The organism is Cupriavidus sp. FW306-01-F10A (genome assembly GCF_058782785.1).
Window position 1 is genome coordinate 33,678 of record NZ_JBYSYA010000034.1, and the last position, 15,816, is coordinate 49,493.

The 15,816-nt window shown below is 66.8% G+C and carries 10 protein-coding genes and 1 pseudogene; 7 read left to right on the forward strand and 4 right to left on the reverse strand.

Annotated elements, in window-relative coordinates; genetic code table 11:
* The first annotated feature begins 108 nt into the window (after positions 1 to 108).
* From AC3WLF_RS29310 to fusA, 3 genes are all read left to right on the forward strand, one after another.
* On the forward strand, positions 109 to 1,038 hold the full coding sequence (locus tag AC3WLF_RS29310; protein WP_492352876.1) for a LysR family transcriptional regulator: 930 nt from the start codon (positions 109 to 111) through the stop codon (positions 1,036 to 1,038).
* Between the two features lie 569 nt (positions 1,039 to 1,607).
* Positions 1,608 to 2,486 (forward strand): oxidoreductase, encoded by an 879-nt coding sequence (locus AC3WLF_RS29315; protein ID WP_492352877.1) that lies wholly within the window; start codon positions 1,608 to 1,610, stop codon positions 2,484 to 2,486.
* 202 nt (positions 2,487 to 2,688) lie between these two features.
* Positions 2,689 to 4,743 (forward strand): elongation factor G, encoded by a 2,055-nt coding sequence (fusA, locus tag AC3WLF_RS29320; protein WP_492357234.1) that lies wholly within the window; start codon positions 2,689 to 2,691, stop codon positions 4,741 to 4,743.
* A 23-nt stretch (positions 4,744 to 4,766) separates the two neighbouring features.
* On the opposite strand, the gene boxA is transcribed toward fusA, so the two are convergent.
* From boxA to AC3WLF_RS29340, 4 genes are all read right to left on the reverse strand, one after another.
* Complete coding sequence (boxA, locus tag AC3WLF_RS29325; RefSeq protein WP_492359202.1) at positions 4,767 to 6,047, reverse strand: benzoyl-CoA 2,3-epoxidase subunit BoxA; 1,281 nt, start codon at positions 6,045 to 6,047, stop codon at positions 4,767 to 4,769.
* 191 nt (positions 6,048 to 6,238) lie between these two features.
* Positions 6,239 to 7,666 (reverse strand): benzoyl-CoA 2,3-epoxidase subunit BoxB, encoded by a 1,428-nt coding sequence (gene boxB, locus AC3WLF_RS29330; RefSeq protein WP_492359203.1) that lies wholly within the window; start codon positions 7,664 to 7,666, stop codon positions 6,239 to 6,241.
* Between the two features lie 45 nt (positions 7,667 to 7,711).
* A complete protein-coding gene (gene boxC / locus AC3WLF_RS29335; RefSeq protein WP_492317402.1) occupies positions 7,712 to 9,370 on the reverse strand; it encodes a 2,3-epoxybenzoyl-CoA dihydrolase in 1,659 nt (552 codons plus the stop codon).
* Between the two features lie 159 nt (positions 9,371 to 9,529).
* A complete protein-coding gene (locus tag AC3WLF_RS29340) occupies positions 9,530 to 10,492 on the reverse strand; it encodes a helix-turn-helix transcriptional regulator (protein ID WP_492359204.1) in 963 nt (320 codons plus the stop codon).
* 90 nt (positions 10,493 to 10,582) lie between these two features.
* Between AC3WLF_RS29340 and AC3WLF_RS29345 the strand changes: the two genes are divergently transcribed.
* From AC3WLF_RS29345 to AC3WLF_RS29360, 4 genes and pseudogenes are all read left to right on the forward strand, one after another.
* On the forward strand, positions 10,583 to 11,047 hold the full coding sequence (locus AC3WLF_RS29345; protein ID WP_492359205.1) for a DUF4863 family protein: 465 nt from the start codon (positions 10,583 to 10,585) through the stop codon (positions 11,045 to 11,047).
* Between the two features lie 8 nt (positions 11,048 to 11,055).
* A pseudogene (locus tag AC3WLF_RS29350) lies at positions 11,056 to 12,604 on the forward strand (3,4-dehydroadipyl-CoA semialdehyde dehydrogenase).
* Positions 12,605 to 12,689: 85 nt separating this feature from the next.
* A complete protein-coding gene (locus AC3WLF_RS29355) occupies positions 12,690 to 14,294 on the forward strand; it encodes a benzoate-CoA ligase family protein (protein WP_492359206.1) in 1,605 nt (534 codons plus the stop codon).
* A 47-nt stretch (positions 14,295 to 14,341) separates the two neighbouring features.
* On the forward strand, positions 14,342 to 15,700 hold the full coding sequence (locus AC3WLF_RS29360; RefSeq protein ID WP_492357238.1) for an MFS transporter: 1,359 nt from the start codon (positions 14,342 to 14,344) through the stop codon (positions 15,698 to 15,700).
* Positions 15,701 to 15,816: the final 116 nt, after the last annotated feature.

Here is a 15,816-nt window from a genome sequence, read left to right on the forward strand (position 1 = left end):
CGTCGAGCACCTGGTCGAGCAAAAGTCTGCGCACTGGCCTGCCCTTGCTGTTTTCGTACTACCGGCTGGCATTATGATGGCCACATTCCCAACCTCTGGTTGCCAGTCATGGACAAGGCCCGTGTCCTCACCCTCTTCCTCGGCGTGGTACGCGCCGGCAGCTTCCACCGCGCCGCGGTGGAAGCGGGCGTCACGCCGCAGGCGGCCAGCAAGGCCGTGCGCACGCTGGAGGATCATCTCGGCGTGCGCCTGCTGCACCGGACCACGCGCAAGCTCAGCCTGACGGAAGAAGGCGCACGCCTGTTCGAGCTGGCCGCGCCGGGCATGCGCCAGCTTGACGAAGCGCTAGAGCAGGTCCGCAGCAGCAAGAGCGACGACGACGGTCTGATCCGCCTGACCGCTCCGCCGTCGCTCGGCAGCCGCGTGCTGGTCCCGCTGGTGCGCGGCTTTCGCGAACAATATCCCGGCATCACCTTCGATGTGGTGCTGAGCGACCTCTTCACCGATCTTGTGGAAGCCAAGATCGACGTCGGCTTCCGCGTCGGCACCAGCCCCGGCCAGAACCTGGTGGCGCGGCGGCTGTGCGACCTGCCGCTGGTCATCTGCGCGGCGCCGGATTACCTGGCTCGGCACGGTGAGCCGGCCACCCTCGACGACTTGCTGCAGCACCAGTGCACGGGCTTCCGCCGCCCCGCGACCGGGCGCATGGTGCCGTGGGAGCTGCAGGTGGACGGCGACCTGATCTACCAGGAGGTGCCTGCGGTGGCGAGCTTCAATGACGTGGAAACCGAGGTCGAAGCGGTGCGCGCCGGCATGGGCATCGGCCAGCTCCCCGCCTACATGATCCACGCCGACCTCGTGAGCGGGCGGCTGAAGGCGATCCTGCCGGGGTACAGCAGCAGCAATGTCGGCTTGTACATGTACTACCCGCATCGCAGCCAGATGCCGGTGCGGGTCCGGCGCTTCATCGACTTCGTGGTGGAGGCGGGCCGGGGCGCGGAGCAATCGCTGTCGCGCCTGGTCGGGATCGTGCCCTGAGCCGCTTCACCACCGCTTGTTTGCAACGACGACAGCAGCAAGCACCCCGCCGCCAAAGCACGTCTGCAAACGCCCTCCCTCCCCTTTCGCTTGATTCTTCTCAACCGAAAACGCCGGAAATATCGTTTGTCGCGCAAGCCGACGACGACAACCATTACGCCAAGGCCAACCAACAGCGATCTCAGACCAGCTCTATCCGCTCTGGAGCGCGGAACCCGTCCCCAACTGCTCGCGTCGCGCGACCGCGCCACCGGCGAGTGGATCTTCCCGGCGCTGCCAGCCCGACTCGCCACTGGCGGACGGGCACGAGACCGTCGCCATCCCGGCACGGGCGTGCTCTACAGCTTCACCGTGTCCACCCCGCGCGCAAGAGCGGACTGGCTCCGCATGCGCTCGGCTATGTCGATTTCGTCGGCTCGACGCGCCGGCCTTCCATTCACAACTAATGGTTGTCGTTGAAACGCGATTACATCGCCTAGTGTTGTGGGCGTTGCCGGCCTAAATTGGTCTCCGTGGCCCCCGCCATCAGACATCGCAGTCAAACCGAGCACCCTGAAAGGAGATTCACCATGTCCGCCAACACCACCAACACCGCCATCAACGCTGCCAGCAAGGTCTGGTTCATCACCGGCGCTTCGCGCGGCTTCGGCCTGGAACTGACCCGTGCCGCGCTGGCACGCGGCGACCGGGTCGTCGCCACCGCGCGCCGCCCGGAAACCATCACCGCCGCACTGGGCGAGCACGACAACCTGCTGGGCGTGGCGCTGGACGTCACCAACGAAGCGCAGGCGATCGCCGCCGCCGAGGCCGCCGTGGCCAGCTTCGGCCGCATCGACGTGCTGGTCAACAACGCCGGCTACGGCCTGCTCGGCGCGGTCGAAGAGGCCTCCGCACAGGAAGTCGAGCAGCAGTTCGCCACCAACGTGTTCGGCGTGCTGACCGTGACGCGTGCGGTGCTGCCGCAGATGCGCCGTCAGCGCAGCGGCCGCATCCTCAACATTTCGTCGATCGGTGGCTACGCCGCGTATCCCGGCTGGGGCGTCTATGGCGCCACCAAGTTTGCGGTGGAGGGCCTGACCGAAGCGCTCGATGCGGAACTGTCGCCGCTGGGCATCCGCGCCACCGTGGTCGAGCCGGGCTTCTTCCGCACCGACTTCCTCGATGCCAGCTCGCTGGTGCGCGTGCGCACCGAGATCGCCGCATATGCCGATACGGTCGGGGCAATGCGCGAGCACATGGCTTCGGCCAACCACCAGCAGCCCGGCGACCCGGCCAAGCTGGCGGCAGCGCTGCTGACCCTGGCCGACAGCGAAACCCCGCCGGTGCGGCTGCCGCTGGGCTCGGACACGGTCTACCGCATCACCGAGAAGAACCGCAAGGTGGAAAGCGAACTGGCCGCCTGGCAGGCGCTGGCGGTGTCGACCGACCACGACGACGTGCGCCGCTGATCTTGCTGCAACGCAGCAGCGCACGCTTTGCTGCAATGCGGGCAAGCTGTGCGAAACGCGAAGCGAGGCCGGCCGAGCGCCGGCCTCGCCACTTGCGGGCCATCTTGCGTCAGGCAATGCACCGAGTCGGGCATCCGCGTATGTCGCTTCCGGCGAATTTGGCCAATAATTCCCGGACAGCCATTGCCGGACGAGAGCCACCATGCACGATAGTCCCGATGCCATCCGCACCGTCGCCTTGCTAGGGCACGCGGGATGCGGCAAGACCTCGCTGGTCGAAGCGCTGTTGCACAAGGGCGGTGCCCTGCACACGCCCGGCAGCGTCGAACGCGGTTCCACGGTCTGCGACAGCGACCCGCTCGAGCGCAAGTACAAACGCTCGCTCACCACCGCCGCCGCCCACCTGCACTACCGCGACACCCGCATCTACCTGCTTGACACCCCCGGTTACCCCGACTTCTCCGGCCTCGCCATCAGCGCGCTGGCGGCGGTGGAAACCGCCGCCATCGTCATCAATGCCCAGACCGGCATCGAGATGACCACGCGCCGCGCGATGGCGTGGGCGCAGGCGCGCCAGCTGTGCCGGATGATCATCGTCAACGGCATCGACGGCGACAAGGTCGACCTGCCCGCGCTGCTTGCGGATATCCAGGAGGCCTTTGGCAAGGAATGCCTGCCGATCAACCTGCCTGCCGGCAACGGCAGCCAGGTGGTGGACTGCTTCTTCAATCCGGCCGGCGAGTCGGATTTTTTATCTGTTCCCGCCGCCCACGATGCGCTGATCGACCAGGTGATCGAGATCGATCCCGAACTGATGGAGCTGTACCTGGAACAAGGCGAGGCGATCACGCCGGAGCAGCTGCATGCGCCATTTGAGCGCGCGCTGCGCGAAGGCCACCTGGTGCCGATCTGCTTTACCTCGGCCGCCACCGGCGCCGGCATCACGGAACTGCTCGACGTGTTCGTGCAACTGCTGCCCAACCCGACTGAAGGCAATCCGCCGCTTTTCTATCGCGATACGGGCGATGGCAGCGAACACCGCAAGGCCGTGCGCGCCGAGCCCGTGCCTGACAAGCACGTGCTGGCCCATGTCTTCAAGGTGGTGATCGACCCCTATGTCGGCAAGCTGGCGGTGTTCCGCATCCACCAGGGCACAGTCACGCGCGACAGCCAGCTCTATATCGGCGACGGGCGCCAGCCGTTCAAGGTGGCGCACCTGCTGCGGCTGCAGGGCAAGGAGACCCAGGAGATCCCACGGGCCGGCCCGGGCGATATCTGCGCGGTGGCCAAGGTCGACGAACTGGGCTTCGATGCCGTGCTGCACGACGCCACCGAGGACGGCAATATCCACCTGACGCCGCTGGAGTTTCCAACCCCCATCTACGGCCTGGCGATCGAACCGGCGCGGCGCGGCAACGAGCAGCGCCTGGCCGAAGTGCTGCACAAGCTCAGCGCGGAAGACCCGTGCCTGCGCGTCGAGCATCCGGTTGGCACCAATGAGACCGTGGTGTTCGGCCTGGGCGAATTCCACCTGCGCTGCGCGCTCGAGCGGCTGACCGAGCAATACAAGCTGGAGGTGGTGACGCGCCCGCCCAAGATCGCCTACCGCGAAACCATCGGCGGCAAGGCCGAGGGCCATCACCGGCACAAGAAGCAGACCGGCGGCGCCGGGCAGTTCGGTGAAGTAATGCTGCGCGTGGAGCCGCTGTCGCGCGGCGAGGGCTTCGACTTTGTCGATGCGGTAAAAGGCGGCGCGATTCCCGGCCAGTTCATTCCCGCCGTGGAAAAAGGCATCCGCCAGGTGCTGGACAGCGGCCCGCTGGCGGGCTTCCCGATGCAGGACGTGCGCGTAACCGTGTATGACGGCAAGAGCCATCCGGTCGATTCCAAGGAAGTCGCGTTCGCGACCGCCGGGCGCAAGGCCTTCATCGATGCGGTGCTCAAGGCCAGGCCCAGCGTGCTGGAACCGATCGTCGACATCGAGGTGACGGCGCCGGGCACAGCCATGGGCGACATCATCGGCGACCTCTCCACCAAGCGCGGCCAGGTCCACGGCACGCGCACCGCGGTCGGCAACGCCGTGGTGGTGGCCGGCCAGGTGCCGCTGTCCGAGCTCAACGACTACCAGTCACGGCTGAACAGCATCACCGGCGGCCACGGCAGCTATACCATCCAGTTCAGCCACTACGACAACGTGCCGCCGGCGCAGCAGGACAAGATGGCATCGAAACACAAGGCGCAGCAGGATACGGATTGAGCGGTTCGCGCCCGCGGCTGCATCTAGTACGTTTCCAGATGCAGCCGCCCCTCCCGCTTCAACCCTTCAGCCAGCGCCTCCCATTGCAACCCCGCCTGCTGCGCTACGTCCCTCAGCGCCAGCACCACGCCCTCTTCCATGCTCTTTAGCCCGCACACATAGAAGCAGGTGTCGGAACTCGCCAGCAATGCTGCCAGGTCCGCCGCGCGCTCGCGCATCAGGTCCTGCACATAGCGCTTGGGCTGCCCCGGCGTACGCGAGAACGCCAGGTTGATGTCGATGAAATCCTTGGGCAGGTTCTGCAGCGGGCCGAAATAAGGCAGATCCTCCTGCGTGCGCGCGCCGAAGAACAGCATCAGCTTGCCGCCGTCGAACTTGCCGGCCTTGCGCAGGCGCCGGCGCCATTCGGTCATGGCGCGCATCGGTGCGCTGCCGGTGCCGGTGCAGATCATCACGATGTTGGAGCGCGGGTGGTTGGGCATCAGGAAGCTGGCGCCGAACGGGCCGATCACTTCGACCTTGTCGCCGACCTGGAGGTCGCACATGTAGTTGGAGGCCACGCCACGCACCGGGTTGCCGTCATGGTCCTGCAGCACGCGCTTGATGGTCAGCGACAGGTTGTTGTAGCCCGGACGCTCGCCGTTGCGCGGGCTGGCGATCGAGTACTGACGGGCATGGTGCGGGCGGCCGCCGGCGTCGGTGCCGGGCGGCACGATGCCGATCGACTGACCTTCCAGCACCGGGAACGGGGTCGCGCCAAAGTCCAGCACGATGTGGTGCGTGTCGTATTCGCGGCCCACTTCGGTCACGCGCACATTGCCGGTCACGGTAGCGGTGATGGTCTTGTTGGCGGACTTCGCGCCATACAGGTTGGTGTATGCATGCGCGGCGGACCAAGGCGGCACCGTGGCGCCGTAACGGGCGCCGTTGATGGCATCTTCGCCTGAGCCGGCCAGCGGCGACGCGGCGGGAATCTCCGGCGCGGCGGTCTGCAGCTCGGCGCCGGGTGCCAGGTCGGCCAGTTGCTCGGGCGTTAGCTCTTCGGGCAGCGTGTCCCAGCTGAGCTGCTCTTCGATGCTGTAGGCGCGCAGCTTCGGCATGGCGCGCCAGTTGTCGATCGAGCCGGTCGGGCACGGGGAAATGCAGGCCATGCACAGGTTGCACTTGTCGGCATCGACCACGTAGTTGCGCGAGTCGTGCGTGATCGCGCCCACCGGGCAGGTGGCTTCGCAGGTGTTGCAGCGGATGCAGATCTCGGGATCGATCAGGTGCTGCTTGATGACTTGAATTTCTGCCATGTCCATGGCGGTCTCCAGAATCAGAGTGCTTCCAGGGCGTGTATCCCTGCCCTTGGTGTTCCCCTCTCCCTCAGGGGAGAGGTAGGGTGAGGGGTGGTTTAAGCACCGGCGCTTCGTTGATGCCCCCGCCCTCACCCCACCCCTCTCCCGCATGCGGGAGAGGGGAGCAAACCCGTAGCGGGCGGATGGCCCGAAGCTCAGTTAAACCGCACGTACTCGAAATCCACCGGCTGGCGGTTGATGCCCATCACCGGCGGCGCGATCCAGTTGGCGAACTTGCCCGGCTCGACCACGCGGCCCATCAGGCTGGCGACAAAGGCGCGATCGCCTTCGCTGGGCAGCCACTGGTCGCGGAAGTCGCGCCATTCGGCGTCGGAGATCACGCGGCCGTCCGGCGATACCTTGACGCCCGCCAGCGCGCCGATATTGCGGTGGAAGGCCTTGTGCGGCACCTTCAGGCGGAACGGGATGCCGGCCTTCTCGATGACCTTGTTCCAGCGTTCGATGCCGGCCATGCTGTCCTTGATGTAATCGTCGCGCAGCACTTCATTGAGCGCGTTCAGCAGCGGCACTTCCTTCTCGGTCAGCTGGCCATTCTGCGCCTGCAGGATGCGGTAGGTCTGGCCCTTGAGCACGTGGTCGTCCATGCGCTTGCCTTCTTCGTAGCGGCCCTTGAGGCCGGTGCTGTAGAAGGTGGCGGCGTTGCTCGACTCATCGGCACCGAACAGGTCGATGGTGACGCTGTAGTGGAAGTTCAGGTAGCGCTGCAGGGTCGGCAGGTCGATCACGCCGGCCCCGCGCAGCTTGGCGGGATCGTCGGTCTTGAGTTCGTTCATCACCTGGCAGGTGCGCTGGATCACGCGCGACACGCCGGACTCGCCCACGAACATGTGGTGCGCTTCCTCGGTCAGCATGAATTTCGTCGTGCGCGCCAGCGGATCGAAGGCGCTTTCCGCGAGCGCGCACAGCTGGAACTTGCCGTCGCGGTCGGTGAAGTAGGTGAACATGAAGAACGACAGCCAGTCCGGGGTCTGTTCGTTGAACGCCTGCAGGATGCGGGGATTGTCCTGCTGGCCGCTGCGGCGCTCCAACAGGGCCTCGCCCTCCTCGCGGCCGTCGCGGCCAAAATACTTGTGCAGCAGGTAGACCATCGCCCACAGGTGGCGGCCCTCTTCCACGTTGACCTGGAACAGGTTGCGCAGGTCATACATGCTGGGCGCGGTCAGGCCCAGGTGGCGCTGCTGTTCGACCGACGCGGGTTCGGTATCGCCCTGCGTCACGATGATGCGGCGCAGGTTGGCGCGGTATTCGCCGGGCACGTCCTGCCACGCATCCTCGCCCTTGTGGTCGCCGAAATGGATCTTGCGGTTGGCCTCGGCCGGGTTCAGGAAGATGCCCCAGCGGTAGTCCGGCATCTTGACGTGGCCGAAGTGGGCCCAGCCCTGCGGATCGACGCTGATCGCGGTGCGCAGGTAGATGTCATGGCTGTGCGAGCCTTCCGGGCCCATGTCGTTCCACCAGCTCAGGTAGTTAGGCTGCCATTGCTCGAGCGCGCGCTGCAGGGTGCGGTCTTCGCTCAGGTTGACGTTGTTGGGGATCTTGTCGCTGTAGTTGATGCCGGACATGGTGGTCTCCTTCGGGGGACGATTCGGTTGTCGTGTAAGGCTGGATCAGACGCGGTTCCAGTCGAAGGCGGCCTTGTCGCCCTTGCCGTAGACCTTGAGCGCGCCCTTGTCGCCCACCGCGTTGGGACGCTGGAAGATCCAGTTCTGCCACGCGGTCAGGCGGCCGAAGATGCGGGTGAACATGTTTTCCTGGCCGTTGAAGCGCAGGTTGGCTTCCATGCCGGTGAGCGCATCGGGCGACATCGCCACGCGCTCTTCCAGCGCGATGCGCACTTCGTCGGTCCAGTCGATGTCGTCGGGGTTGGCGGTGACCAGGCCCAGCGCATAGGCGGCATCGGCATCGAGCGGCTGGCCGGCCTTGGCGCGCACCGCGTCCAGCGCGGGCTGCTCGTCGTAGAAGCGGCGTCCCAGGCGGCTCTGGCCGGTGGCCATCGGGTACAGGCCGAAATTGACTTCCGCCACGGTGATCTTCGGTGCGCGCGCCTCGTCGTCCGGCAGTGCCAGGTGGTAGCTGCGGTCGCAGGCCAGCGCCAGTTCCAGGAAGGTGCCGGCAAAGCAGGACTGCGGCTCGATCAGCGCGAACAGGCTGCGCGACGACACGTCCAGGCGGCTCAGCGTGCGGCGCAGCAGGCCGATGGTCTCGCGCACCAGCCAGTGGTCCTTGTGCGCGAGCAGCGTGGCGTCGGTGGCCAGTACCGCGGCGGCATCGCCGCTGGTCTTGATCAGCCAGGTGCCGATGTCGAGTTCATTGGTGCGCATCGACAGGATCGCGTCTTCCAGTTCGCGCGCCAGTTGCAGCGGGTACCAGGCGGCGCCGGCGGCGACGATCTCTTCGATGCTCTGCGGTTGCGCACCGACGGGCGCCTTCACGGTGAAGGTCGCGGTACGGCCGGTGCGATCGATCTCGACCGTCACATGCGTATAGCGCAGCGCATCCGCTTCGATCGTCCGCTCGATCGGCTCGAGCGCCACGCCCTGCGCATCGGCCGGACGATCGCTCTGCGCGGCCAGCGCCAGCGCGCGCTCCTGCACCTTCTGCGCGAACACGGCGGGCTTGGCGATATCGTCCACCAGGCGCCAGTCCTTGGCACGCTGGCCGCGCACGCCTTCGGTGGTGGTGCAGAAGATGTCGGCGAGGTCATGGCGCACGTGGCGCTTGTCGGTCACGCGGGTCAGGCCGCCGGTGCCGGGCAGCACGCCCAGCAGCGGCACTTCCGGCAGGCTCACGGCCGACGAGCGGTCGTCCACCAGCAGGATCTCGTCGCAGGCCAGCGCCAGCTCATAGCCGCCGCCGGCGCAGGCGCCATTGACCGCGGCCAGGAACTTCAGGCCGCTGTGCGCCGAGGAATCCTCGATGCCGTTGCGGGTCTCGTTGGTGAACTTGCAGAAGTTGACCTTCCACGCATGGCTGCTGACACCCAGCATGAAGATATTGGCGCCGGAACAGAACACCTTGTCCTTGCCGCTGGTGACGACCACGGTGCGCACTTCCGGGTGCTCGAAGCGGACGCGGTTGAGCGCGTCGTTCAGTTCGATGTCGACGCCGAGGTCGTAGCTGTTGAGCTTGAGCTTGTAGCCGGGGCGCAGGCCGGCGTTCTCGTCGATGTCCACCGCCAGCGTGGCGACGGGGCCGTCGAACGTCAGCTTCAGGTGTTTGTATTGGGCGGGGGCGGTCTGGTAGTCGACGCGGGGGGCGGTTGTCACGGCGGTGTCTCCTCTGCGAAACTGCACTATCGTGCATGAACAGGAATCTGGTGAGACGAACTATAGTTCATCTCTCAGATTTTCTGCAAGCACTATTGTGCAGATTTCTCAGAAGGTGCCGGTCGCTGCCCCCGATGCCGCCTTATTGCGCCCCAGCCGTCACAAGGGCATGCGCAAGGCCTGGCGCACCAGCTCGCGCAGCGCGGTAAATGTGGGTTCCAGCGGTTGCGCGCTGGTGTCCAGCGCGAACTCCGCCTTGGAATAGAAGGCCGCGCGACCGGCCAGGATATGGCGCAGGTCCTCCATGGCCTCCTTGCTTGCCGCCATCGGACGGAAGTCGCCCTGCTCGCGCACCCGCTCCATATGGTCTTCCGGCTCCGCCTGCAGCCAGACCGTGGTGCAGTGGGCCAGCAGCAGGTTGAAGGTGGCCGGATCGGAGACCAGGCCGCCGGGCGTGGCGATCACGGCCTCGGGGTAGATCTGGATGGCTTCTTCCAGCGCGCGCCGCTCATAGCGGCGATAGGCGTTCATGCCATACAGGCCCTGGATCTCCGAGATGCTGCAGCCGGCAAACTTCTCGATCTCGCGGCTCAGCTCGACAAAGGGGAAGTCCAGGTCTTCGGCCAGCATCCCGCCCAGCGTGCTCTTGCCGGCGCCGCGCAGCCCGATCAGCGCCACGCGCGGGCTGCGCGCGGCCTGGCCGGCATTTTCGCCACCCGTGCCGAGCATCTCGCCCACGGCAATGCGCACGCGCCGCAGCGTGGCTTCGTCACGGCGCTCCAGCAGTTCGCGCAACAGGATCCATTCCGGCGACGAAGTGGTGACGTCGCCCAGCAGCCCGGCCAGCGAGCACTGCAGCGCATCCGCAATGTGCTGCAGCACCAGGATCGAAGCGTTGCCGCTGCCGTATTCCAGGTTTGCCAGGTGCCGCTCCGACACGCCGGCGGCCTGCGCGGCGGCCTTTCGGGTCAGGCCGCGGCAGGCGCGCAACTCACGCACACGCTCGCCCAGCGCGACCAGGAACGGGTTCTTCTCAATACCATTGGCAGCGCTTGCATCTGAATCATGGTGCATGTCGGCTGCCGGGGTTAACCCAGATTTATGCAATATAGTGCTTGACATGATTTCTGCGCGGCTCTATTTTTCATACATGCACAATAATGCATGAATCCAGTGATAGCAACTGGCGAATCAGATGGAGCCCCCAACACCATGTCCCCCACAGAATTCCGCAGCCAGATCGCGCAGCTCACCGCGCAACTGGCAGGCCGCCCGCTGGATGCCGCACTCGATGCGTGGCTCAATGCCGAGCACGGCGCCGGCAGCCCCACCTACCAGCAACTTAAGGACGCCTGCCAGGCCGGCGTGGCCGAAGGCTGGCTGTGCGACCGCGAAGGCGGCGGCATCCGCTACGGCCGCATCTTCAAGCCGGCTGACGACCTGCACGGCTTTTCCGTCGACGTGGTCGACATGCAGGACATTGCCGGCCCGCATCACACCCATCCCAACGGCGAGATCGACCTGATCATGCCGCTCGAGGGCGACGCGCAGTTCGACGGCCGCCCCGCCGGCTGGCTGGTGTGCCCGCCGGGCAGCGCCCACCGCCCCACCGTCAACAACGGCCGCGCGCTGGTGCTCTATCTGCTGCCGGAAGGCCGCATCGACTTCACGCGCTGAGATCCCCCATGACTGAATTGCTATCCAACTACCTCGGCGGCAAGTGGCAGGCCGGCAGCGGTGCCGGCACGCCCTTGTTCGATCCGGTGCTGGGCGACGAACTGGTGCGCGTTGACGCCACCGGGCTGGACCTCGCTGCCGGCTTCGCCTTTGCCCGCGAACAGGGCGGCATGGCCCTGCGCGCGCTGACCTATCGCCAGCGTGCCGCGTTGCTGACTGACATCGTCAAGGTGCTGCAGGCCAATCGCGATGCCTATTACGACATCGCCACGGCCAACAGCGGCACCGTCAGGAAACGACTCCGCGGTCGACATCGACGGCGGCATCTTCACGCTGGGCACTTACGCCAGGCTGGGCGATACGCTCGGCGACCGGCACTACCTGCTGGATGGCGAGGCCGCGCGGCTGGGCAAGGACCCGTTGTTCCAGTCGCAGCACGTGCTGGTGCCCACGCGCGGTGTGGCGCTGTTTATCAATGCCTTCAACTTCCCGAGCTGGGGACTGTGGGAGAAGGCGGCGCCGGCATTGCTGGCCGGCGTGCCGGTGATCGTCAAACCCGCTACCGCCACCGCCTGGCTGACCCAGCGCATGGTGCGCGACGTGGTCGAGGCCGGCGTGCTGCCGGCCGGCGCGTTGTCGGTGGTGTGTGGCAGCTCGGCCGGACTGCTGGACCAGTTGCAGCCGTTTGACGTGGTGTCGTTCACCGGTTCGGCCGATACGGCCGCGGTGATCCGCTCGCATCCCGTCATCGCGCAACGCTCTGTTCGCGTGAATATTGAGGCGGACAGTATCAACTCCGCCGTGCTGCTGCCGCAGGACGGCCCTGATACCGCCGCCTTCGACCTGCTGGCGAAGGAAGTCGTGCGCGAGATGACGGTCAAGTCCGGCCAGAAATGCACCGCGATCCGGCGCGTGTTCGTGCCTGAAGCGCTGTATGGCCAGGCCGCCGAGGCCATCGGCGCACGGCTGTCGAAAGTGACCGTGGGCAACCCGCGCAACGATACGGTGCGCATGGGTGCGCTGGTCAGCCGTGCGCAGTTCAACGCCGTGCAAGACGGGCTGGCAACCCTGCGCAAGCAGGCACAGGTGCTGCATGACGGCACGCAGCAGCCGCTGGTCGATGCCGATCCGGCCGTGGCCTGCTGCGTCGGCCCGACGCTGCTGGGCGTGACCGATGCGGACGCCGCCGCCGCGGTGCACGACACCGAAGTGTTCGGCCCGGTGGCCACGCTGCTGGCCTATCGGGATACCGCCCATGCACTGGCACTCGTGCGCCGTGGACAGGGCTCGCTGGTGGCATCGCTCTATGGCAGCGACGCGGCCGCGCTCGGCGCGGCCGCCGTCGAGCTGGCCGACAGCCATGGCCGCGTGCATGTGATCTCGCCCGACGTGGCGCAGCTGCACACCGGCCACGGCAACGTCATGCCGCAATCGCTGCATGGCGGCCCCGGCCGCGCCGGCGGCGGCGAGGAACTGGGCGGACTGCGCGCCCTGCACTTCTATCACCGGCGCAGCGCCATCCAGGCCAGTACCGCGGTGCTCGACGCGCTCGCCTGACCGCTCAAGCCAACCCGCTTCACCGCGCCGCCACGCCCGCATGGCGGCGCGCGGCACACCGTACACCAGCAACGGGGAGACACCCATGACCGCCACGCCCGCAGAGACACCCGTCCGGCCACCCGGCACGTCCTTCAACTTTGCCGAACACCTGCTCGGCTGCAATGCCGGGCGCGCCGGCAAGGTGGCCTATATCGATGACGACGGCCAGCTCACCTACGGCGAACTGGCGCAGCAGGTGCGGCGCTTGGCCGCGGCGCTGCTCGGCGCCGGCATCCGCCGCGAAGAGCGCGTGCTGCTGCTGATGCACGACTGCAGCGACTGGCCGGTCTGCTTCCTGGGCGCGATGTACGCCGGCATCGTCCCGGTAGCCGTCAACACGCTGCTGACCGCCGACGACTACAGCTACATGCTGCAGCACAGCCGCGCGCAGGCGGTGCTGGTGTCGGCCGCGCTGCTGCCTGTGCTGCAGGAGGCGCTGGCACGTCCCGGGCATGAAGTCGGGCAAGTGTTCGTGTCCCGTGCGCATGAGCCGCTGCCCGATGGCATGGCGGCGCTGGATGCGCTGCTTGCCGCGCAAACCCCGTTGCAGGCGCCTGCCGCCACCAGTTGCGACGACCCCGGTTTCTGGCTCTACTCGTCCGGCTCGACCGGCCAGCCCAAGGGCGTGGTGCACAGCCACGGCAACCCGTACTGGACCGCGGCGCTCTATGCAGTCCCGGTGCTCGGCCTGCAGGAGCAGGATGTCTGCTTCTCTGCGGCCAAGCTGTATTTCGCCTACGGGCTGGGCAACGGCCTCAGCTTCCCGCTCAGCGTAGGCGCCACCGTGGTGCTGATGGCCGAGCGGCCCACGCCCGAGGCCACCTTCCGCCGCTGGCTGCAACACCGGCCAACGGTGTTCTTCGGCGCGCCGACAGGCTACGCCGGCATGCTCGCCTCGCCGGCGCTGCCGCAGCGCGCCGAGGTCGCGCTGCGGCTGTGCTCGTCCGCCGGCGAGGCCCTGCCCGCCGATATCGGCCAGCGCTTCACCGCGCATTTCGGCTGCGAGATCATCGACGGCATCGGCTCCACCGAGATGCTGCATATCTTCCTGTCCAACCGCCCCGGCCAGGTGCGCTACGGCACCACCGGCTGGCCAGTGCCGGGCTATGCCATCGAGCTGCGCGACGAAGAAGGCCGCCCGGTGCCCGACGGCGAGATCGGCGACCTCTATATCCAGGGCCCCAGCGCCGCGCTGATGTACTGGGCCAACCGCGAGAAGTCGCGCGAGACCTTCCGCGGCGGCTGGACCAAGAGCGGCGACAAATACGTGCGCAACCCGGATGGCACCTACAGCTACGCCGGGCGCAGCGACGACATGCTCAAGGTCAGCGGCATCTACGTTTCGCCGTTCGAGGTCGAGGCCACGCTGGTGCAGCACCCGGCAGTGCTGGAGGCTGCGGTGATCGGCGTACCTGACCAAGACGGACTGGTCAAGACCAAGGCCTTCGTGGTGCTGAAGGCCGGCGCGCAGCTTGGCGACGGCGAACTGAAGGCCTTCGTCAAGGAGCGGCTGGCGGCCTACAAGTACCCGCGTGCAATCGAGTTCGTCGATGCGCTGCCCAAGACCGCCACCGGCAAGATCCAGCGCTTCATGCTGCGCGAACGCGAACTGAAGGCCGCCGCAGAGCGCGCCGTCGCGGTGGCGTGAGCGGCAACGCCGCCCGCCCCGTCATACCACCATACCGGAGACAAACCATGCGTCAGATCGATGTCCACAAGCTGGCCGACGAGGCCCGCTTCAACCGCTTCCATGCGCTCATCCTGTTCTGGTGCGCGCTGATCATCATCTTCGACGGCTACGACCTGGCCGTGGCCGGCATCGCCCTGCCGTCGATCATGAAAGAGATGGGCGTGACCGCCACCAGCGCCGGCTTCATGGTCAGCTCGGCGCTGTTCGGCATGATGTTCGGCGCGATCTTCCTCGGCACCGTGGCCGACCGCATCGGCCGCAGGCGCGCCATTGCCATCTGCATCGTGCTGTTCAGTGTCTTCACCGCGGCGGCGGGCTTTACCAGCGACCCGGTGACGTTCAGCGTCACGCGCTTCCTGGCGGGCCTGGGCATCGGCGGCGTGATGCCCAACGTGGTGGCGCAGATGACCGAGTACTCGCCGCGCAAGCTGCGCGGCACGCTGGTGACGCTGATGTTCAGCGGCTATTCGGTGGGCGGCATGCTGGCCGCGCTGCTGGGCAAGGGACTGATCGAAAGCTACGGCTGGCAGTCGGTTTTCCTCGCCGCCGGCCTGCCGGTGCTGCTGGTCCCGCTGGTGCTGCGCTCGCTGCCGGAGTCGATGCCATACCTGCTCCGCACGGGCCAGACCGACGCTCTGCAATCCGTGGTGTCGCGCCTGGTGCCGGCGCACCGGCCGCAGCCGGGCGACGTCTTCACCCTGGCCGCGGACGACAAGGCCGGCAGCGCGCCGATCCGGCGCCTGTTCCAGGACGGCCGCGGCTTCAGCACGGTGATGTTCTGGGTGGCGTTCTTTATGTGCCTGTTCATGGTGTACGCGCTCAGCTCCTGGCTGACCAAGCTGATGGCCGCCGCCGGCTACAGCCTGGGCTCGGCGCTGACCTTCGTGCTGGTGCTGAACTTCGGCGCCATGCTCGGCGCCATCGGTGGCGGCTGGCTGGCCGACCGGCTGCCGATCAAGCATGTGCTGATCGGCATGTACGCGCTGGCGGCAGTGTCGATCACGCTGCTGGGCTACCCGATGCCCAGCGCCGCGCTGTTCGTCGTGGTGGGCCTGGCTGGTGCTTCCACCATCGGCACGCAGATCGTCACCTATGCCTATGCGGGCCAGTTCTATCCGATGGCGGTACGCGGTACCGGCATCGGCTGGGCCTCCGGCGTGGGACGCAGCGGCGCCATCCTGGCACCGATCGTGATCGGCGTGCTGGTTGGGATGTCCCTGCCGTTGCAGCAGAACTTCATGGCGATGGCAATCCCGGCGGTGATTGCGGTGGGGGCGGTGTCGATGATCAATCACCGGAGGTCGGCGTCGGCGCAGGCGGAAGTCGCTGCGGCGCCGGTGCGAGGGGCTGTGAAGGAGGCCTGAGAGAAGTCAACCGCCAGTTGTTCGCTCCCTCTCCCGCTTTGAACTGACCCCCAGAAGTTGGAGACAACTTTTTGGGGTTTTTACATGGCAAAGTACACCGAGCAGTTCAAGCTGCA

Excerpts from the sequence above, each read along its gene's own strand:
- boxA (WP_492359202.1), bottom strand. The coding sequence starts at position 6,047 with ATGGACATGGCAGAAATTCAAGTCATCAAGCAGCACCTGATCGATCCC.
- AC3WLF_RS29345 (WP_492359205.1), top strand. The coding sequence starts at position 10,583 with ATGTCCCCCACAGAATTCCGCAGCCAGATCGCGCAGCTCACCGCGCAA.
- AC3WLF_RS29315 (WP_492352877.1), top strand. The coding sequence starts at position 1,608 with ATGTCCGCCAACACCACCAACACCGCCATCAACGCTGCCAGCAAGGTC.
- AC3WLF_RS29310 (WP_492352876.1), top strand. The coding sequence starts at position 109 with ATGGACAAGGCCCGTGTCCTCACCCTCTTCCTCGGCGTGGTACGCGCC.
- AC3WLF_RS29355 (WP_492359206.1), top strand. The coding sequence starts at position 12,690 with ATGACCGCCACGCCCGCAGAGACACCCGTCCGGCCACCCGGCACGTCC.
- boxB (WP_492359203.1), bottom strand. The coding sequence starts at position 7,666 with ATGTCCGGCATCAACTACAGCGACAAGATCCCCAACAACGTCAACCTG.
- AC3WLF_RS29340 (WP_492359204.1), bottom strand. The coding sequence starts at position 10,492 with ATGTCAAGCACTATATTGCATAAATCTGGGTTAACCCCGGCAGCCGAC.
- AC3WLF_RS29360 (WP_492357238.1), top strand. The coding sequence starts at position 14,342 with ATGCGTCAGATCGATGTCCACAAGCTGGCCGACGAGGCCCGCTTCAAC.
- fusA (WP_492357234.1), top strand. The coding sequence starts at position 2,689 with ATGCACGATAGTCCCGATGCCATCCGCACCGTCGCCTTGCTAGGGCAC.